Annotated in this window: 16 protein-coding genes, 1 tRNA gene and 1 pseudogene; 15 read left to right on the forward strand and 3 right to left on the reverse strand. The window is 54.6% G+C overall.

The window, feature by feature from the left end; all coding sequences use genetic code 11:
* The first annotated feature begins 208 nt into the window (after positions 1 to 208).
* Positions 209 to 285: transfer RNA gene (locus ACFPDR_RS14545), tRNA-Met, on the forward strand.
* 117 nt (positions 286 to 402) lie between these two features.
* Here ACFPDR_RS14545 and ACFPDR_RS14550 read toward each other — a convergent pair.
* Positions 403 to 582 (reverse strand): annotated as a pseudogene (locus tag ACFPDR_RS14550) (tyrosine-type recombinase/integrase); the annotation flags it as partial.
* 476 nt (positions 583 to 1,058) lie between these two features.
* Between ACFPDR_RS14550 and ACFPDR_RS14555 the strand changes: the two are divergent.
* From ACFPDR_RS14555 to ACFPDR_RS14565, 3 genes are read left to right on the forward strand one after another with little or no spacing between them, the layout of a single operon-like run.
* A complete protein-coding gene (locus ACFPDR_RS14555) occupies positions 1,059 to 2,012 on the forward strand; it encodes a Bug family tripartite tricarboxylate transporter substrate binding protein (RefSeq protein WP_115634982.1) in 954 nt (317 codons plus the stop codon).
* Between the two features lie 28 nt (positions 2,013 to 2,040).
* Positions 2,041 to 3,009: a Bug family tripartite tricarboxylate transporter substrate binding protein gene (locus ACFPDR_RS14560; protein WP_115633534.1), complete on the forward strand. Its 969-nt coding sequence runs from the start codon at positions 2,041 to 2,043 to the stop codon at positions 3,007 to 3,009.
* An 11-nt stretch (positions 3,010 to 3,020) separates the two neighbouring features.
* The gene (locus ACFPDR_RS14565) at positions 3,021 to 4,322 is read left to right on the forward strand and encodes a sulfatase (protein ID WP_376911319.1); all 1,302 of its coding nucleotides are present in this window, start codon (positions 3,021 to 3,023) and stop codon (positions 4,320 to 4,322) included.
* Between the two features lie 465 nt (positions 4,323 to 4,787).
* Here ACFPDR_RS14565 and ACFPDR_RS14570 read toward each other — a convergent pair whose 3' ends face one another.
* Entirely contained in the window at positions 4,788 to 5,837 is a 1,050-nt protein-coding gene (locus ACFPDR_RS14570) for a LysR family transcriptional regulator (RefSeq protein WP_060186930.1), read from the reverse strand.
* Positions 5,838 to 6,333: 496 nt separating this feature from the next.
* Here ACFPDR_RS14570 and ACFPDR_RS14575 point away from each other — a divergent pair, with 496 nt between their 5' ends.
* The 6 genes from ACFPDR_RS14575 to tauC all read left to right on the forward strand — a co-directional run bounded on the left by ACFPDR_RS14575 (position 6,334) and on the right by tauC (position 15,253).
* Positions 6,334 to 7,560, forward strand: coding sequence for an efflux RND transporter periplasmic adaptor subunit (locus ACFPDR_RS14575; RefSeq protein WP_060186931.1), 1,227 nt, complete (start codon positions 6,334 to 6,336; stop codon positions 7,558 to 7,560).
* A gap of 61 nt (positions 7,561 to 7,621) precedes the next feature.
* Positions 7,622 to 10,789 (forward strand): efflux RND transporter permease subunit, encoded by a 3,168-nt coding sequence (locus ACFPDR_RS14580; RefSeq protein ID WP_268380268.1) that lies wholly within the window; start codon positions 7,622 to 7,624, stop codon positions 10,787 to 10,789.
* Between the two features lie 82 nt (positions 10,790 to 10,871).
* On the forward strand, positions 10,872 to 12,308 hold the full coding sequence (locus ACFPDR_RS14585) for an efflux transporter outer membrane subunit (RefSeq protein WP_240688271.1): 1,437 nt from the start codon (positions 10,872 to 10,874) through the stop codon (positions 12,306 to 12,308).
* Positions 12,309 to 12,556: 248 nt separating this feature from the next.
* Positions 12,557 to 13,555 carry a taurine ABC transporter substrate-binding protein gene (gene tauA / locus ACFPDR_RS14590; protein ID WP_376911322.1) on the forward strand — a complete coding sequence of 333 codons (999 nt, stop codon included), beginning with the start codon at positions 12,557 to 12,559 and terminating at the stop codon, positions 13,553 to 13,555.
* 5 nt (positions 13,556 to 13,560) lie between these two features.
* Positions 13,561 to 14,346: a taurine ABC transporter ATP-binding subunit gene (gene tauB / locus ACFPDR_RS14595; protein ID WP_376911323.1), complete on the forward strand. Its 786-nt coding sequence runs from the start codon at positions 13,561 to 13,563 to the stop codon at positions 14,344 to 14,346.
* Positions 14,347 to 14,362: 16 nt separating this feature from the next.
* Entirely contained in the window at positions 14,363 to 15,253 is an 891-nt protein-coding gene (gene tauC / locus ACFPDR_RS14600; RefSeq protein ID WP_081055476.1) for a taurine ABC transporter permease TauC, read from the forward strand.
* Between the two features lie 259 nt (positions 15,254 to 15,512).
* Here tauC and ACFPDR_RS14605 read toward each other — a convergent pair whose 3' ends face one another.
* Positions 15,513 to 16,217, reverse strand: coding sequence for an SDR family oxidoreductase (locus tag ACFPDR_RS14605; RefSeq protein ID WP_060186934.1), 705 nt, complete (start codon positions 16,215 to 16,217; stop codon positions 15,513 to 15,515).
* Between the two features lie 104 nt (positions 16,218 to 16,321).
* On the opposite strand from ACFPDR_RS14605, the gene ACFPDR_RS14610 reads away from it, so the two are divergent.
* From ACFPDR_RS14610 to ACFPDR_RS14630, 5 genes are all read left to right on the forward strand, one after another.
* Positions 16,322 to 17,194: a LysR substrate-binding domain-containing protein gene (locus ACFPDR_RS14610; protein ID WP_376911326.1), complete on the forward strand. Its 873-nt coding sequence runs from the start codon at positions 16,322 to 16,324 to the stop codon at positions 17,192 to 17,194.
* Positions 17,195 to 17,198: 4 nt separating this feature from the next.
* Positions 17,199 to 17,381 carry a hypothetical protein gene (locus ACFPDR_RS14615; RefSeq protein ID WP_250756971.1) on the forward strand — a complete coding sequence of 61 codons (183 nt, stop codon included), beginning with the start codon at positions 17,199 to 17,201 and terminating at the stop codon, positions 17,379 to 17,381.
* Entirely contained in the window at positions 17,378 to 17,722 is a 345-nt protein-coding gene (locus ACFPDR_RS14620; RefSeq protein ID WP_009458410.1) for a zinc ribbon domain-containing protein YjdM, read from the forward strand. The genes ACFPDR_RS14615 and ACFPDR_RS14620 overlap by 4 nt, the downstream gene beginning before the upstream one ends.
* Before the next feature lie 196 nt (positions 17,723 to 17,918).
* Positions 17,919 to 18,413, forward strand: coding sequence for an RNA polymerase sigma factor (locus tag ACFPDR_RS14625; protein ID WP_371477420.1), 495 nt, complete (start codon positions 17,919 to 17,921; stop codon positions 18,411 to 18,413).
* Positions 18,410 to 19,354: a FecR family protein gene (locus tag ACFPDR_RS14630; protein WP_376911329.1), complete on the forward strand. Its 945-nt coding sequence runs from the start codon at positions 18,410 to 18,412 to the stop codon at positions 19,352 to 19,354. The genes ACFPDR_RS14625 and ACFPDR_RS14630 overlap by 4 nt, the downstream gene beginning before the upstream one ends.
* Positions 19,355 to 19,394: the final 40 nt, after the last annotated feature.

Raw genomic sequence — 19,394 nt, forward strand, 5'->3', positions numbered from 1 at the left:
TAGGGCGCAAGGGGGAGGAGTAGCAGGGAATGGCTAGCGTGTTTACTTTTTGTATCATTTGATTGGGTGGCCGGAACCGGCATTGAAGAAGGGAAGCTCAATGAATACAAGGGCTTAGCGTTTTCATAGGAGAGAATCGTCAAAAAGATGAAAAAAGATCGAGATAAGTGCTTGCTAAAAGACGAAACCTTGCTATAATTTCTTCTTCGGCGCATTAGCTCAGCAGGTTAGAGCGACGGAATCATAATCCGCAGGTCCCCTGTTCGAATCAGGGATGCGCCACCAGAATACCCCTGTTAAATCAGGACAAAAAAGCCACCCAATCGGGTGGCTTTTTTGTTGTTTGCTGTGACCTAAACGTGGCGTGATTGCGTACTGTGCCAGATGATCAGCGTCCAAGTGGGCGTACTTCTTTACCATGTCCAGCGTCTCCCAGTCGCCACGCTTCTTCAATACAAAGAGCAGGGTACCGTTGTGAACATGCCAGCTCGCCCAGATATGGCGCAGATTGTGAAAGCGGACGTTCCGCAATCCAACTTCCTTCCTTGTTGCCGTGAATGCCCTGCGGTCAACCTGCTCAATTCTTGAGCCCGTTCAAACCCGAGAAAAGACTAGGCTTGCATGGGTTCCTCCCCGGCGCTGGACCACTTTCCAGCATGTGCCCATTTAGCGGAGCTGCTCTGGCGCTGCTGCAGTTCGGGCGGCGTTAAGGCAGGGGGCCCAGGCAGAGCAGAAACAAACAAAGGTGGATGTGGCCGCAGCGGAGGTAGGATGTGATGCAGCTCAAACGATTGAGCGCCTGGATGATGAGGCTGCGCGTGGTCGCGCTCGTCAGCGGATTCGGGGCTCTGAGAGGCGATAGCTACTGTGCCACCGCCCAGCGCCCGTTCCAGTGGCGTTTGGATGTTGAGATAGAGGCTACGCCGATCAGAGTGCTGCGTTAAAGAGCGTCAGTGTTGGCGCCTAGCATTAGGGAAACCAAGTATGGAGGAAATTGAGTAGTTTTTTTAATCTTAAAAATATACCGCAGTATATTTTTAAGATTAAAGGAGTTGGCTATGAGCACGACGAGTTTACGGATGCTGCTAGGTGTTCTCTTGATGTGCTTAATCCCGCTAACGGCAGGGGCGGGCTCTATCAATCTAGTTTTGCCGTTTCCGCCAGCTGGCGCTGTAGACCAATTGGCTCGGGATCTGGAGAAACCTTTGGCCCGTTATCTGGGTGAACCTGTTGTTGTATTAAATAAACCGGGAGCGGGTGGCATGGTCGCTATCAGAGCTACGTTGACGCAACGGGCTGGCGAGCAGAGTTTTCTTATGGCCCACACCGGCCTGCTATCTTTGAACCCCTTTTTATTTCGCAGTGTTGACCAGCGGATGGCTGCGAAGCAGTTGAGGCCGGTCACGCTTTTGGCGCAAGCGCCCTTACTACTACTGGTGCGTGCCGATAGCGGTCTAACTTCCTTAGAAGACTTACGTGCTGTTGGGAAGCAACGTCGCTTGCGCTATGGATCAGCAGGCATCGGTACAGTGGCTCACCTTGCAGGTGCCCAGTTCGCTCACGATCTTGGCGTCGAGGCGGATCATATTCCCTATCGTGGTGCTATCCAGGCTTTGACAGACCTTGTTGGAGGAGAAGTGGATTTCATGTTCGAGCTACTGGTGGGTAGTTCCCCCTTGCTGAGCGATGGGCGGCTACGGGCTTTGGCTGTAGCCGCCGATTCACGCTTAGCTCAGGTGGAGCAGGTGCCGACATTAGCTGAACTGGGCCAGCCTTTAGTGTTCTCTAGTTGGTTTGGCGTGGTCGCGCCCCGTAATGCGTCAGAGCAAGATATTGCCGCGATGCAAGCTGCACTTGCTCTGGCGATGGAGGGCGACGGCATGCGCAGTCAGCTGGCTGGCAAAGGCATGGTGGTGGATTTGCGGGCGGGGTTGGATTTTGAGAATTTTATCCAAGCACAGTCACAGTTTTACGGCCCCATGATACAGCGCTTGGGTATACAGCTGGATTAGCTTCCACACTTAAACAGAGAGCGAGACAATGAAAACTCCATATTTTTTGAGCATGCTTGCCTTGGCGAGCGTGATGCCGGGAGGGCACGTTCAAGCGCAGTATCCTGAGCGACCTATTACTATGGTTGTGCCGTTTGCTCCTGGTGGTGGCTCGGATACCCTGTCACGTCTGGTGGCCCAAAAGGTTGCAGAGCAGCAAGGGGCATCTCTCGTGGTGGAAAACCGGCCCGGTGGCAACACGACTATCGGTGCGCGATACGTTGCACGCGCGAAGCCGGATGGCTATACCGTTCTGACGGCGATCGACGCCACTATGCTCTTTAACCCTGTTCTGTACAAAGAGCTGTCCTATGAGCCAAGTGGGGACTTTGATCCAGTAGCCATGGCTACCTATATGCCGTTGGTGTTAAGTGTGGCACCTGATTCCAGCATTCAGACAGTGGAGCAGTGGATCGAGAGCCTTAAGAAAGGGCAGACAGACTATGCCATGTATGCGCATGGGGCTATGCCGGGCCGCATTGCCATGGAAATCATAACGCGCTCGGCTGGCATCACGCTTACGCCAGTGCCGTTTAATGGCAGTACTCCGGCGCTACAGGCAGTTCTGGGCGGCCACGTGCCTGTGTTGATTGATGCGTTGGCACCATCGCTGCCTCATCTTAAAGCTGATAAGTTGCGCCCTTTAATAGTCACGACTCAGGCGCGTACGCCGATTCTGCCTAACGTCCCCGCTGCTGGAGAGGCGGGATTTTCGGGCGTGGATTTGGCTAGCTGGACTGGGTTTTTTGTCCCGGCAGGCACTGATCCCGCCAAGCGACAGTGGCTGGAGGATGCCTTTGTGCAGGCATTGTCTGATCCGGATTTAGTGTCCAAGTTACGCCAGCTGGGTATGGACGTCACTATTAAGCGTGGGGCAGAGTTTCAACAACAGATCGATCGGGATGGTGTTAGATATAAGCAGGTCATTACCGATGCTGGTTTAGCGGGCACTTTGTAAAAGGGTACCGGATGACGAATTTTATTTTTATCTTGGCGGATGATCTGGGGCACGCGGATTTAGGCTGCTACGGAGGGCTGCCTGACACCAGTCCTAACTTGGATCGCCTGGCTCAAGAGGGTGTGCGTTTCACGAGAGCCTATGCTAATTCGCCGGTGTGCTCGCCGACACGATTTGCATTGATGACGGGTCGTTACCAATATCGTTTGCATGGCGGAGCCCACGAGCCTTTAACACCGCTTTTTAAGGGGGATAAGGTAGCTGGACTGCCGCCGGAGCATCCTACTTTGCCGTCATTGTTGCGCGACCATGGCTACAAGACTGCTCTCATCGGTAAATGGCATCTGGGCTATCCGCCGTATTTCGGACCTTTAAAAAGTGGTTACCAAGAACATTGGGGAATTCTCTCTGGGGGGGCCGATTACTTGCGTCACACCGACAACAAAGGTGAGGGAGCATTATTTGGCAATGGCGAACCTATCCAGGCCGAAGGGTATCTGACCGATCTGTTTAGCGAGCAAGCTGTGAAATTTGTACGTGAGCGTGGTCGTGATGGGATACCGTTTTTGCTGAGTCTGCACTACACGGCCCCGCATTGGCCTTGGCAGACACGTGATATGCAACATAATTCAGAATATCGCTTTCCGACATCGCTGAGTGATCTTGAAAGTGGTTCTATCCATGTTTACCAACAGATGATTCGCGAAATGGATGAGGGGATAGGCACGTTGATGCAGGAGTTGCGTGAACAGGGTCTGCTTGATAACACGGTAGTGGTTTTTACTAGTGACAATGGTGGCGAACGCTACTCGAACAACTGGCCACTGGTTGGTGGGAAAATGGATCTAACCGAAGGCGGTATTCGGGTTCCCCTTATTGTGCACTGGCCAAGAGAGGTGGGCTCGTGGGAGTGTGCGGTGCCGTGTATGACTATGGATTTGACGGCGACGATCTGGGATATCGCTGGGGTTCAGCCGCCCGGGGCCTTTGCACCTGATGGGGTGTCGCTCGCCTCGTTGTTGCGTGGGGGCCAGGGCCCGGACATTCAGCGCCCCCTCTATTGGCGGATGAAGCACAGGGGACAGCGAGCTTTGATTGAAGGTGATTGGAAGTATTTGAAGGTGGACGAGCTAGAATATTTGTTTAACCTGGCATTGGACGAGAGAGAGCGTGCAAATTTATCGCGTCTCGATCCGGAACGTTTAAAGGCTATGCGTGATCGCTATTTGAATTGGGAGCGTAGCATGCCACCGATTCCGCTGAATGCGCGTGCGGACCTAGTCTACGGTTTAACTGATATGCCTGCGCGCTGAAGCCTTTTAGTGGAAGAGGATCATCGCTACATATTGGCTATCGATTGCTGGCATTGTCTTTTTGTGTTTTACCTAGCAGTGGTAGGTGTTGTTGCGAGCGCAAAAAAGCCCGCTCTATGGCGGGCCTCTTTATCTGTGCTGTGATCCATCAAGATAAAGAAAACAGCCCACAGCAATGTGGGCTTTTTTTGTCGTCTGGCTTGGAGCGAGAGTCTGTTTTGGGCAGGGACTGTCTTGTTCGCGCGATGGCTTGGCAGAAAGAAACGTGATTGATGTCAGTGCAGGCCGACGATTTGGTCTGAATGGGCCAATAGCTATCTACGCAGAATGAGCAGCCCAATCCTCCCTGCTAAAAGGAGCGCTACATGCGCTCCTTTTAGGTTTCTAATGACTTGAGAGGCTTCCCCCAAGACTGGTGTGAGCCTGAGTGCTGCGTTCCGGCGGCTGGCTTGCTTAATTAACAGTTCAGGGCAGGGTCGCTACTTCCGGAATGCACTTGCCGATTTCGATGGCCTGCAAATCATCGGCGCTGGTCCGCCTTTTTAGCTCAGGAGGTGCTGCAGCGATCGACGCCTGCTCGTCCTTCTGCATCAACGGGCAATACGCCGACATATAGTCAATTTCCAGGTTAAGGCGTTCGAGCAAAAAGTCTACAAATACCCTTACCTTCGGAGACTGTCCGTGACCTCTTGGAAATACGGCATTCAATGTGTATTCGCCACCGCTCCAGCCTGCCAGGACTCGCTTGACTAGTCCGTGCTCGACATATGATTTGACCATCACATCCGCACCGATGATCAGACCCTCTCCACATAAAAGAGCGCCTTTCCAGGCCGCCGGATCATTGGCAACCAGAATAGGATTGATGGGAAACGCACGTTTTCCAGTGCCGTCGTCCAGTGTCCATTGATAGTCATTGCCATTGCGGTTCTTGCTCATCGCGATAGTGCGGTGATGCCAAAGCTCATCAGGATGTGAGGGCTCGCCGTATCGAGTGATATACGCATTGCCCGCAAATACCTGTGTGGTCAGGACCCCCAGCTTGCGTGCGACCAGGGTGGAGTCGGGTAGATCGCCAATGCGCAGGGCCAGATCAATCTCATTGTCGATCAGATCGACCTGCTCGTTATTTAGCAGCATTTCAACGCGCACTTCAGGGTAGCGCATATGGAACTCGCCTAATAACGGAGCGATTTTGTCGATACCGATGGAGTAGGGGGCAGAAAACCGTAGCCAACCTCGCGGCCCGGCCTGCAACTGGCCGACGGCGCTTTCAGCTTCGTTCAGTTCGCGTGCAATGCGTTGCGCATATTCCACGTAAACGTTGCCCGCCTCTGTCAAACCCAGACGGCGTGTAGTGCGATGCAATAACTGCACGCCCAGCCTGGCTTCAAGCTCCTGCACTTTACGGCTGACCGTTGTTTTGGGCAGGCGCAGGGCCTTGGCAGCTCCGATAAAACTGCCGTGCTCGACTACCTTGCCGAAGATAAGTGTGTCATTCAGATCGTGAGACATGGGAATTGCATCCGAGCAAAACGCCTATATTAGCCCACCTGAAGGACAATCTTTCCCTTAATTCATGACTAATCAATTCAGTTGTTCACTTGTAGAGTATCAACCTGGATGCAGGGAAGTGCCCGAATGAGTTGCCCGTCATTGTTCAAGAGGCTGTAAACGCCACGGGAAGAGTTCACTTAAGCCTGCTGAAAAACTTTTCATCATTAAAAATATATTCAGGTTTAACAGTGGGTTATATGAAAGCAGAACATCGTATCCGGCAGGTGGGGGCCGGGCCATTTATCGTGCAATCCGGAGCTTGGCTACCCGTTCCCCAATTCTCCTATCGCTACCTGGCTGAGGCTCAATGTCCCACTGCTGGGAGAAACTATCCCAGCAGTGGGGCAATCGAAAACGGGATAATCCTGCCGCTGACTCCTGGTAGATCTACGCCTGCGCCACTGCCACCGATTCGTCGCCTTATTCCTTCTGCTTTAAACAGGATGTCGCCTTGATGTCTCATCACACTCGCTCCATTAATTTCGTTACACGGTCTCGTCGATGGCTTGCTCCTGCCTCCCTGGTCTTGTCGGCTGTTTTGCTGACGGCTTGTTATAGCCAGGCAGCATCTGATCAAGCCATGCCTGCTCCGTCTGTCAGCATCATGTCGGTAGCGGCTCAACCGATTCAGCCATGGGAGGGATTCACCGGCAGGGTGGCAGCAGTTGACTCTGTGGAACTGCGCGCGCGCGTCAGTGGCTACATTGATCATGTCGCTTTCACGGAAGGGCAAACTGTCAGCAAAGGGGATCTTCTGTTTGTGATTGATGCACGGCCATATCGTGCGGCCTTGGATCAGGCTCAGGCAGAACTGGCGCGTGCACGCAGTAATGCGCAGTTTGCGGTGACGCAGCAACGGCGGGCTAAAGTGCTGGTGCAGTCCAAGGCGATTTCTCGTGAAGAGTTCGATAGCCGCAATGCGTCGGCCTCACAGGCCTTGGCGGCTGTCCGTGCTGCTGAGGCCACGGTGGCGGCGGCGTCGCTGGATTTGCAATATACCGAAGTGCGTTCGCCAATCACAGGCCGTGCCAGCCGTGCTTTCCTTACGACGGGTAATCTGGCCCAAGCCAACCAGACGGTTTTGACGACGGTAGTGTCTCAGGATCCTGTGCATGTGCTGTTTGACGTGGACGAGAGTACATGGCTGCGCTATGCACGCCAAGCTCGGGACGGGCAACGCAGCACGACACAAAGCCCTGTTCAAGTTGGGCTGGCCTCGGATGAGATGTATCCGCATGCGGGCTATGTGGACTTTATTGATAACCATGTTGACCCCGCTACGGGCACCTTGCGGGCCAGAGCTGTGTTGCCTAACCCGGATGGCGTACTGACCCCTGGCCTGTTTGCTCGTGTGCAGTTAGGGGGTAGCCAAGCGTACACAGCCATGCTGGTCGATGAGAAGGCGGTACTGACGGATCAAGACCGTAAGTATGTGTTGATCGTAGATCAGGACAACCGTGTTCAGCGGCGTGATATTGCGCTGGGGCCCATTGTTCAGGGACTGCGCGTGATCAAGAAGGGGTTGGCTGAAGGCGACCGAGTTGTTGTCAGCGGTCATCAAAAAGTTCCCATGCCCGGCATGGCGGTGTCGCCGACTTTGGTTGATTCGCCTGCTGTGGCCCAGCTTCTCGGCACGCCCGTGCCGCAAGCCGCCTCCGCACTCGCGGTGATGCCTGGCTGATTCACGTTCTCTTATGAGGTCGGCACATCGTTCGATGGCTGCCGATGCACAGGACATTTTCATGAATTTTTCAAAATTTTTCATCGATAGGCCGATTTTTGCGGCTGTCATGTCGATCGTGATATTTATCGGAGGGCTCATTGCGATTCCCTCCCTGCCAATCAGTGAGTATCCGGAAGTCGTGCCACCGGCCGTGATGGTGCGCACTGTCTATCCTGGCGCCAATCCCAAGGTGATTGCGGAAACAGTCGCGACGCCTTTGGAGGAAGCTATTAACGGCGTGGAAAACATGATGTACATGAAGTCGGTGGCAGGTTCGGACGGTGTATTGCAAATGACCGTTACCTTCGAACCCGGCACAGACCCGGATGATGCCGCTGTCAAGGTGCAGAACCGGGTTGCCCAGGCTCAGGCACGTTTGCCCGAGGATGTACGCCGGCAAGGGGTGACGGTTCAAAAGCAGTCGCCCGTATTTTTGATGGTGGTTCATTTGACCGCCGAAGACGATCGTTATGACACCTTGTACTTGCGTAACTACATGCGCCTGCATGTTAAGGACGCAATGGCGCGCATACCGGGGGTGGGGGATGCTCAGCAGTTTGGCGGGGGCGACTATGCCATGCGTATCTGGTTGGACCCGGACAAAGTGGCTGCGCGTGGTTTGACGGCCAGCGATGTTCTGCGTGCCGTACGTGAACAGAATATTCAGGTGTCGGCTGGTCAGCTAGGTGCCGAACCTATGCCAAATCCCAGTGATTTCTTATTGCCGATCAATGCCAAAGGCCGTTTAGAAAGCGTGGAGGAGTTTCGCGATATTGTGTTGAAGAGCGGTGCGGCTGGCGAGATTGTGCGACTGGCGGATGTAGCCCGGATTGAGTTGGCGGCGGGCGATTACACCTTGCGAGCACGTTTGGATGGCAAGAGCGCGTCAGCCATTGGTATTTTTCAGGCCCCGGGCGCTAATGCCCTGGAAATTCGCGATGCAGTTGTAGCCAAAATGGAAGATATCCGCCAGAAGTTGCCGCCGGGCATTGAGATCCAGTCCATTTATGACACCACGGTCTTTGTGCGTGATTCCATCAAATCCGTAATCACTACCTTGCTGGAGGCCGTGCTATTGGTGATTTTGGTTGTGATCCTGTTCTTGCAGACCTGGCGTGCCTCCATCATTCCTTTGCTGGCGGTTCCGGTGTCTATCATCGGCACGTTTGCGGTGCTGCATGTATTGGGATTTTCAATCAATACCCTGACGCTGTTCGGTTTGGTCCTGGCGATCGGTATTGTGGTGGACGACGCCATTGTGGTGGTGGAAAACGTTGAGCGCCATATCGAGAATGGCGAACCTCCCTTGCAGGCTGCCCATCTGGCAATGCGGGAAGTTTCAGGTCCGATTATCGCCATCACACTGGTGTTGTGCGCCGTATTCATTCCTATGGCTTTTCTGGATGGAGTCATTGGCGAGTTCTATAAGCAGTTTGCTGTGGCCATTGCTATTTCTGTGGCGATTTCGGGCTTGAACTCCTTGACCTTGTCTCCCGCGTTGGCGGCGCGATTACTCAAGCCGCATGACGCTCCCAAAGATGCCCTGACCCGTGGTATCGATCGGGCTTTTGGCTGGTTGTTTGTTCCTTTTAACCGCATGTTTCAGCGTAGCGCTGAGCGCTATCAAAGCAGCATTGGCCGTGTATTGGGCCGTCGTGGTGTAGTGATGGTGGTGTATGTGGGTTTGTTGGCTGCAACGGGCTTGATGTTCAATCTCGTGCCGTCTGGTTTTATCCCCGTTCAAGACAAGCAATACTTGATTGCGGGCGTCAAGATGCCCGAGGGGGCGTCTATTGAACGCACCGATGTGGTCCTCAAGCGTATGACTGAGATCGCCATGAAGGTTGATGGTGTGTCCAACGAAATCGCATTTCCAGGCCTGAATCCATTGCAGTTCACCAATACGCCTAATAATGGTGTGGTGTTCTATGTGTTGGAGCCATTTTCCGAGCGTAGTCGCAGCGCAGAGGATATTTCTGCAGAGCTGAATCAAAAGTTTGCTGAGATTCAAGAAGGTCTGGCTTTTGCTTTTATGCCGCCTCCTATTCAAGGTTTGGGTAATGGGTCTGGCTGGTCCCTGTTTATTCAGGATCGAGAGCAACTGGGCTACGGATCGTTGCAGCAGGCGGTTCAGGCTTTCCAGGGGGCTGTGGTCCAGACGCCGGGAATGGCTTATCCCATCAGCAGCTATCAGGCGAATGTCCCTCAATTGGATGCGGTGGTCGATCGTATTAAGGCCAAGGCGCAAGGCGTACCGTTGACCGAGCTGTTTGATACTTTGCAAACGTATTTGGGCTCGTCTTACGTCAATGACTTCAATATGTTTGGCCGAACCTGGCAAGTAATCGCCCAGGCTGATGGCGCTTTTCGTGCCAGTACTGAAGATATTAGTCGCTTGCGCACTCGCAATGATCAGGGCGAGATGGTCCCGATTGGCTCGCTATTGCAGGTTCAAAGTACGTATGGCCCCGATCCGGTTATTCGCTTTAATGGCTATCCTGCGGCTGATTTGTTGGGCGATGCGGATCCGCGTGTCTTGTCGTCAGGTCAGGCGATGGCGTATGTCGAGCAGTTGGCAAGTCAGGTCCTGCCAGCAGGCATGGGGATTGGGTGGAGTGACCTGAGTTATCAGCAGGCCAACCAAAGTGGTGCTGCCATGATCGTGTTTCCTATGGCGGTCTTGTTGGTTTTTCTGGTTCTGGCCGCTTTGTACGAGAGCTGGACATTGCCCTTGGCGGTCATTCTGATTGTGCCGATGTGCCTGTTGGCGGCTTTGTTTGGCGTGTGGTTAACGAACGGCGATAACAACGTATTTGTTCAGGTCGGACTGGTTGTATTGATGGGTCTGGCCTGTAAAAACGCGATTTTGATTATCGAGTTCGCTCGTGAGTTGGAGCAGGAAGGCTTGGATATTGTGCATGCTGCCTTGCAGGCTTGCCGTCTGCGTCTGCGTCCTATTGTGATGACGTCCATTGCGTTCTGTGCTGGTGTGGCGCCATTGATGGTGTCCTCGGGAGCCGGCAGCGAGGTGCGCGCAGCCACGGGTATTACCGTATTTGCAGGCATGGTTGGAGTGACGGCATTTGGCCTGTTCCTGACTCCTGCCTTTTATGTCGCACTGCGTAAGCTTGCCAGCCGTTCATCGGTGCAGCGCGCTCAGGCTCCTATACAGGTATCTCATGATTAAACTTATCTTTGCGACTGCTTTTTTTCCCACAAGTCGCGCCAGACGTGTGCTCCGTTCTTTATCGTTCCGACGACTGTGGCGCGTGACTGCCTCAACTCTTGCTACGCTGTACCTGGCTGCCTGCGCAGTGGGTCCTGACCACCAGCAACCGGATACGACGATCCCGGATGAGTTTGGAACGACTTTGTCCGATAAGCAGGATGTGCCGCTGTCACAGAGTGCGGATCAAGTCATGGTCGAGGGCTTGGGCGATCCCACATTGGCCGGGCTGGTGCAGGATGCCTTACGCACCAATTACGATTTGCGTGCGGCTCTGGCTGGACTGGACCGTGCGCAGGCCTTGTTACGCAATACGCGGCTGGAGGCTTTGCCCAGTGTGACGGCACAGGGGGAGGCAGGGCATCACCGTAGCAGTGTCGATCAAATGCCCGGTGTCAGCGCTTCGGGCCGGGACAATCAGAATTGGCAGGCCAGTCTTGTTGCTGGCTGGGAACTGGATGTATTTGGTCGTGTCCGTCGCCTGATTGAAGCCGGTCAGGCGGATACCTTCGCAAGTACTGCGGATTTGCGTGCCTTGCAGGTGCTGATTGTGAGCGAAGTCATGCAGAGTTATACGCAATTGCGGGGTACGCAGGCCAGGCTGCTGGTGGCACAAGCCAATCTGCTTAATCAGCAAAATACGTTGTCCTTGGTTCAACAGCGGCTGGATGCTGGTACCGGCACGGAGTTTGACACCGCGCGTTTGCGTGCGCAGGCAGAAACCACTGCATCGCGTATTCCGGCTTTGCAAGCTCAGGCTGCAGTGCAGATGCATCGTCTAGCCGTTCTGACGGGCCGTCAGCCCTTGGCCTTGGTCAAGCAGTTGACTCCGTTCCAGGGGATGCCTGTACCAGCGCGTCTGGATGCAGGCTCACCGGGGGAACTGTTGCGTCGTCGTCCTGATATTGCCGCTGCCGAGGCGCGCTTGCATGCAGCAACGGCACGGATTGGCGTTGCGACAGCCGATTTGTTCCCACGCTTTACATTGGGTGGCTTGATAGGGAGTCATGCCATTGATAGCAGCCAGCTGTTCTCCAGAGAGAGTGAGACGCGCCTGGTGGTACTGGGCATCGATTGGTCTTTCTTGGATGTGGGCCGTGTGCAGTCACGCATCGCGGCCGCTGATGCCGATGCGCAAGCGGCCTTGGCGCGGTACCGCCAAACCGTATTGCTGGCCCTGGAGGAAACCGAGAATGCCTTGGTCCTGCATGCACGTACTCGTATTGAGGACGCCCATCTGGAGCGTGCTGCTGCTGATAGCGAACTGGCTGCGCGCATTGCCCGTACTCGTTTTGAGGCTGGGGCTGCCGGTTTGTTGGAGGTGTTGGATGCAGAGCGCACGCAACTGCTTGCCCAGGATGCCTTGGCTGAGGCGCGTACCCGTACCATGCTCAGTGCGGTTGCCTTGTATAAGGCGCTGGCAGGCGGGTGGCCCTCTTCCTTGCCTGAACGGGAGGCTCTAGCGGCCCGTTCGAATTAATGGCTTTAAGCCTTTATCTTGTTACCCACCACTCCTGTCAGACAAGGGTGGTGGGGGCGCTTTAGTGGAATAGGGGCATGGTTTATGCGGTAGTTGGTGCAGGTGCCCAAATGCTGTGTTTACAGACTTCATAAATTCGCGCACTAACAATAAGCGAAATCGTTCTTTTGCCTGCCGCCTTGCTTTGTCTATCCTGATTTCTCGACCTAACGGCTTATCGGGCCGCAAAAATAATCGAGGAATGCTCCATGTCGTTGACGAGAACTCTGCAGTATCTGGGCCTGGCATTGGCGGCCAGCGTCGTATCTTTGACAGCTCAGGCCACCAGTCTGACGGTCGCCTATCAAACCATTCCTACTCCGTCGAACGTGCCTCAGGCAGACGGTGTTTATGAAAAAGAAACTGGCGCCAAGATCGACTGGCGCAAGTTTGATGGTGGGGCAGAGGTCATCAATGCTGTCGCTTCGGGTGATGTGCAAATTGCCTATTTAGGTTCCAGCCCCCTGGCCGCTGCGGCCAGTCGTAAATTACCTATTGAGACCTTTCTGATTGCGGCCGAACTGGGTACCAGCGAAGAGCTGGTTGTGCGTAATGCTTCGGACATTGCGTCTCCACAAGATTTGGTTGGCAAGACGATTGCCACGCCTTTTGTGTCGACCAGTCATTACAGTCTGCTGGCTGCGCTCAAGCATTGGAAAATTGATCCCAAGCAGGTCAATATCATCAATCTGACGCCGGCCAATATCGTAGCGGCCTGGGCTCGTGGTGATATTGATGGTGCCTACACGTGGGACCCGGCCTTGAGCAAGGCCAAGGAAAGCGGCAAGGTGCTGATCAGTTCTGGGGAGCTGGCCAAGTTGGGTGCTCCGACTTTCGATGTGTGGTTGGTGCGCAAGGATTTTGCGGAAAAACATCCGGATATTGTGTCTGCTTTTGCTCGTGTCACCTTGGCTGCGTACGAGAGCTATACGCATGATCCTGCTGCCTGGGTTGCCAATGCTGACAACATCAACAAGCTGTCTCGCCTGACTGGCGCGACGCCTCAAGAAATCCCCAATGTGCTGGCTGGCAGCGGCTTTTTATCTGCGGCTGATCAGATCAAGACCTTAGGTCAGCCCACTGCCAAGGCCTTGGCCGATACCTCTGCTTTTTTGAAAGAGCAGGGTCGTATCGACGAGGTTTTGCCTGATTACGCCGGTTACACCACCGGCAAATATGTCGAGGCGGCTGCCTCGTCGGCCAAGTAATTCTGATGGCGCAGTTAACACTGAATCGCGTCAGCGCACGTTATCCCGGTGCCGATCATTTGGCGCTGCGAGATGTGTCGCTGCAATTGGGGCCGGGGCAGTTGGTGGTGGTGCTGGGGCCTTCGGGCAGTGGCAAGACTACCTTGTTGAACCTGATCGCGGGCTTTACCTTGCCCAGCGCTGGGACGATTACGCTTGACGGCGAACCTGTGCGCGGCCCTGGGGCTGATCGCGGTGTGGTGTTCCAGGACGATGCCTTGCTGCCTTGGCAGACGGTTCTGGAAAATGTGGCTTTTGGTTTGACGCTGCGGGGTGACTCCAAGGAGCAGCGGCAGGCGGTAGCTCGTCATCAATTGGCCTTGGTGGGGCTTGAGGGCTTGGAGCAGCGCCGTATCTGGCAATTGTCTGGAGGTCAGAAGCAGCGGGTAGACATTGCACGTGCTTTGGCGTCGGACCCGCGTGTGCTCTTGCTGGATGAGCCTTTTGGGGCGCTGGATGCCTTTACCCGAGAGCAGGCGCAGACGCTTTTGTTGAATGTCTGGCAGCGTAGCGCCAAGCCTGTTTTTCTGATTACTCACGATATTGAGGAAGCTGTGTTTCTGGCTACCGATCTGATTATTTTGGGCGGTACGCCTGGGCATGTGGTGGAGCGTCTGACGCTGGATTTTGGGCGGCGTTACACCGATGGGCAGCCGGTACGTCAGGTGAAGTCCTCGCCGGAGTTCATTGCGGCGCGAGAGCGTGTGCTGGAGCATGTGTTCTCGGCGCATCCCGTTACCGCCTCATCCTGAGTTTAGGAGACTGTTCATGAAATCCTCTGTCGCTGGCGAGGTTCTGCAACCGCGCGATATTGCTGGTTTGTCGGGCGCTTCGTCTTTAAGCGTAGGTAGCGATTCCAAGCCTCATCAATCAACGTCCACTAAGCCTCGGCAAACGTCTATTGCCGTGATCAGTTTGCTTACCCTGAGTGGAGTGCTGTTCTTGTGGTGGGCCGTTACTGAGTGGGGCTATGTGGACCCGCTGTTTCTACCATCACCCCAGGCTGTGCTGAGCCGTGTTTTTCGTCTGTTCACTGTGGGCTATATGGATGCCACGGTGCAGCAGCATTTGGTGGCCAGTTTGTGGCGGATCAGCTTGGCATTGTTTGCGGCTGTCTTGTTCGCGATTCCTACGGGTATCGCGATTGGTCGTAATCGCATTGCCCAAGGCATTCTGGATCCTTTGATTGAATTCTATCGTCCGATTCCGCCGCTGGCGTATTTGCCGCTGATCGTGATCTGGTTTGGGATTGGTGAGCTATCAAAAGTACTGCTGATTTATCTGGCGATTTTTGCGCCGATCACGATAGCGACAGCTGGCGGAGTGCGTAATGTGGATCCGGTGAAACTGCGTGCGGCTCAATCTCTGGGGGCGACGCGTGCTCAGTTGCTGCGTTACATCATTATCCCCAGTGCCTTGCCTGATATTTTGACGGGCTTGCGCATCGGTTTGGGAGTGGGGTGGTCAACCCTTGTGGCTTCGGAGCTGGTTGCTGCCACGCGTGGTTTGGGATTCATGGTTCAATCAGCAGGGCAGTTTCTGGCAACTGACGTGGTGATGGCGGGGATTCTGCTTATCGCCTTGGTGGCGTTTGCGCTTGAAATCGGTTTGCGTCGATTGCAGGCCAAGCTTGTTCCTTGGTACGGGCAAGCGCGTTAGCAGCTGGGGCTGTGATTGTTAGCCTGGAGTTTTTGGTGCAGAGGTTCAGAGTTGATGTTGTGCGGTGTGAGTAGGTCGGCTCCCGTTCGAGCCGACCTGGACTTCCAGGCACCGTAGCATTGCGTCAAGACATGATTACTGCTTTGCTGGTTTATGCCTCAGCTGCTGGATTGAACTCATGGATCCCATAAGGCCCTTGATTAGTGTGCGCACAGCGGCCTTAGTGTGAATACAGCCAGTCTGCTCAGCTCTTGGCAGTTCACACTGACCGAGTCAGCCCACCATCCACCTTGATGTTCTGTCCCGTAATGTAGCCAGCCCCATCCGACAACAAAAACGCAATTGTCGCGGCAATTTCCTCGGCTTTTCCATAACGTCCCATAGGCACACTTTCTCGACGTTCTTCGGTCGCCGGCAGGCTATCAATCCAGCCAGGCAGCACGTTGTTCATGCGTACATTCTTGGCTGCATAGCTGTCCGCAAAAATCTTGGTGAAGCTGGCCAGCCCGGCGCGGAATACCGCCGAAGTGGGGAACATCTCCGCAGGCTCAAACGCCCAGGCTGTAGAAATATTCACAATAGCCCCACCACCTTGCGCGGCCATGATGGGCGCTACCAGTCGTGCTGGACGCACGGCATTCAGAAAGTAGACATCCATGCCCTTATGCCAGTCTTCGTCGCTGATCTCCAGAACCGGGCCGCGTGGACCGTGTCCGGCGGAGCTGACCAGGGCGTCGATACGCCCCCAGCGCTGCATGGCCAGGTCAACCAGGCGCTGTAAATCTTCGTTAGATTGATTCGAGCCAGTCAGGCCCACCCCGCCCAGTTCTTTAGCCAGTGCCTCGCCCTTGCCGGACGAGGACAGGATGGCGACGCGATAACCATCTTGAGCCAGCCTGCGCGCCGCAGCGGCGCCCATGCCCGAGCCGCCTGCGCTAATAAGTGCTACTTTTTCTACAGTCATGAGAGCCTCCGTGTGCTGAGATTAATACTATTATTTCAGCTGTAAATGGAAAAATCATGCGATAAATAAACCTTCCAGGATGTAGAAAAACTACTGTCAGAACAATGATGAAATCTCGCCGTTCATTGCCTCCGCTCAATGCCTTGCGTGCTTTTGAAGTGTCTGGCCGTCGTTTGAGTTTCCGTGCCGCTGCTGATGAGCTGGGCGTGACTCAAGGTGCGGTCGCCCAGCAAGTCCGGGCTTTGGAAGAGCATCTGGGGCTGGCGCTGTTTCAGCGTCATCCGCGTGGTTTGCAGCTGACTTTAGCGGGCGCGGCCTATTTGGCCGAGGTGACTCGTGCTTTTGACACTTTGGCTGATGCAACAGGGCGCTTGTTGGTGCGCCCCGATACAGTCACGATCAGCGTCACGCCCACGGTGGCGGCCAAATTGCTGATTCCCCGCCTGGGGGATTTGCAAGCGGTCTTGCCCGATGTGGAGCTGCGTACCGTGGCAACCGAGGCCTTGTCGGATTTTGAGCGCGATCAGGTTGATATTGCCGTGCGCCTGACTCGCCCGCCTTTTGCGGCGGATTTGGAGGCCCAACTGCTGTTTCGTCAGGATCTGGTGGCCGTGGCCAGTCCTCGTTTGATAGGGAACATGACGCTTCCATTGTCGATTGAGCAACTGCGTGCTTTGCCTTTATTGCATGATGCTCACGATCATTGGGCTACGTTTTTGAAAGGCAGTGGCAGATTGCCGGGCCCGGTGTTCAACCAGACAACGCTGGCATTGGATGCAGCCATGGCGGGTCAAGGTGTGGCTTTGGCGTGCAGGGCTTTTGTAGCAACAGATCTGGCCGCTGGGCGTTTGGTGCAGGTGGCGCAAGCAGGAACTTTGGGGGCGGATTTCTATCTGGTACGCAAGCGATCAGCCCCGGTCAGACAGTCGGTGGAGGCAGTATGGGATTGGTGTTTGAAGAGATTGTTAATTCTGTAGCCTGATGCGCAGCTTGTTTGCCCTTTTTAAGGGGGCTGACGTTGCTATGAATGAGGTACGGCTTGGCCGCAAGCCCATTGCCATGGTTGATGTGAATCTTGCGTTTTTGGTCTTCCTGATGCAAAGGGCTAAACTGGCCGCACTTCTGGTGCAGCAGCACCCAGCTTTTTACAGGAAAAAAATATGAGCACACCGCTTCCCTGTCCTCAGTGCACCTTGGAAAATACCTACCATGACACGGAGCAATGGGTATGTGCCGATTGCGGCTATGAATGGCAAGACGCGGACCCGGCTGCCGAATCAGATACCGATGACGATGAGCTGATCGTTAAAGACAGCAACGGTAACTTGCTGGCCGCGGGTGACGATGTGATTTTGATCCGCGACTTGAAGGTTAAAGGCTCCAGCACCTTGAAGAAAGGTGCCAAGGCCAAAGGCATACGTCTGGTTCGTGGCGACCACGAAGTCGATTGCAAGATTGATGGCATCAGCTACTTGTTGAAGGCCATGTATTTGAAGAAAGCCTAAGTACCCAAACTTGTTTTTTTTGCAGGCGCAGCGTATAGACACGCTGCGCTTTTTTTATGTCTGCAGACAGAATAAGGCATCCAGGCGACAGCAACTATCAGCTAGCGTATTGGTGGCAGGTAGTAGCAAACAAGGCGCTGGACGTGTATATAATAATGAGAATGATTATTAATTAGATATTAACCTGATTGTCTCTATGTCCAAGCTGACGGCGGCGTTCCTGACCCATTACCCGGATTTGATCCGCTATCTGCGCAGGCGTACTCACTGCTCTGAACTGGCGCAAGATTGCGCGCATGACACCTGGCTGCGTTTGCTGGAGAAGGGCAAGCAGGTCACGGCAGACAACCACCGGGCTTATGTGTTCAGAGTGGCTGCCAATATTGTGGCGGACTGGTATCGGCGTCAAGCACGTGAGCAGGCTGCTTTCGATGGCTACGCCTTGAGTGTCGCCCATCACCATGCCCCGGATACGTATGAGGAAGTGCTGGCCAAGGAAACCTTGCAGCGTCTGGAGCAAGCCTTGATGGCCCAGTCCCAGCGCAGTGTGCGGATTTTCATGATGCATCGCTGTGAAGAGATGAGCTACGCGCAGATCGCCCAGAAGTTGTCAGTGTCCGAGAGCACGATTGAGAAACACATGATGCGCATTTTGTTGGTGGCGCACCAAGTCTTTAATTCCGCAGTATGAACGCGCAGTCAGATTCGGCCTGGAGCCGTGTAGACGAAGACGCCGCCCGCTGGGTGGTGCGCAAAGAAGGCACCAAGCTGGAGCCGGACGCCCTGGCTCAGTTTGATGCCTGGTACGAAGCCGATCCGTTGCATGCTCAAACCTACGATGCCTTGGCAGCCAGTTGGCGGAGGCTGGATCAGGTTTCGGTGTTGCCTATCGCCCGTAAAAAGAGAAAGTCACGCGTCAAAACCCTGGCCAGTGCCTGTGTCTTGATGGGTGCGTCTTTTTACGCCTGGCAGATGTTTGAGCTGCAAGGCTCGATCCGCAGCGGGGTGGAGATCACTCAGTTGAGTTTGCCTGATGGTTCGGTGGCGATTCTGGACGCACAGACTCGTGTGCGTCTGAATTTTGAAAATGGCCAACGACAAGTCAGCGTGGAGTCGGGGCGTGCCTTCTTCCAGGTGGTGCCTGCTTCGCCCCAGACAGGTCCGTTCACCGTGCAGGCCGGTCCGGCACAAGCGACGGCTTTGGGAACGCGCTACGAGGTCAGCCTTAAAGATCAGATCAGCGCTGTGGCGGTATACGAACATACCGTGCAGGTGCAGTGCCAGTCTTGCGAGAGCTCGCAGCCAGTAATCTTGCAGCCGGGAGACAGTGCCACGGTAGCGGGCGGGCAACTGCGGGCGCAGTTGGCTCAGCCTGCAACGTCCACGCATGCGGAAGCGGCGCCTGCCTGGGTGAACGGCTTGCTGAGCTTTGATGATGTCAGTTTGAAAGAAGTTGCCCGTCAGTTGGGGGAATACACCCATCGAGTGATCTGGATTGGCAGCGAGCAGACGGGCTCAATGCGAGTGTCCGGTGTGGTGCAAGCGGTTCGCCCAGCCGCTGCCCTGAACTTGCTGACCCTGGGCCAAGGCTTGCAAATCAAGGAGTTACCAGGGCTTATAGTTATTTACTAATGATAACTATTATCAATTAAAAAATACGATGGCAATCAGG

Source organism: Alcaligenes sp. GCM10023179 (genome assembly GCF_042653705.1).
GTDB classification, from domain to species: domain Bacteria; phylum Pseudomonadota; class Gammaproteobacteria; order Burkholderiales; family Burkholderiaceae_B; genus Alcaligenes; species Alcaligenes phenolicus.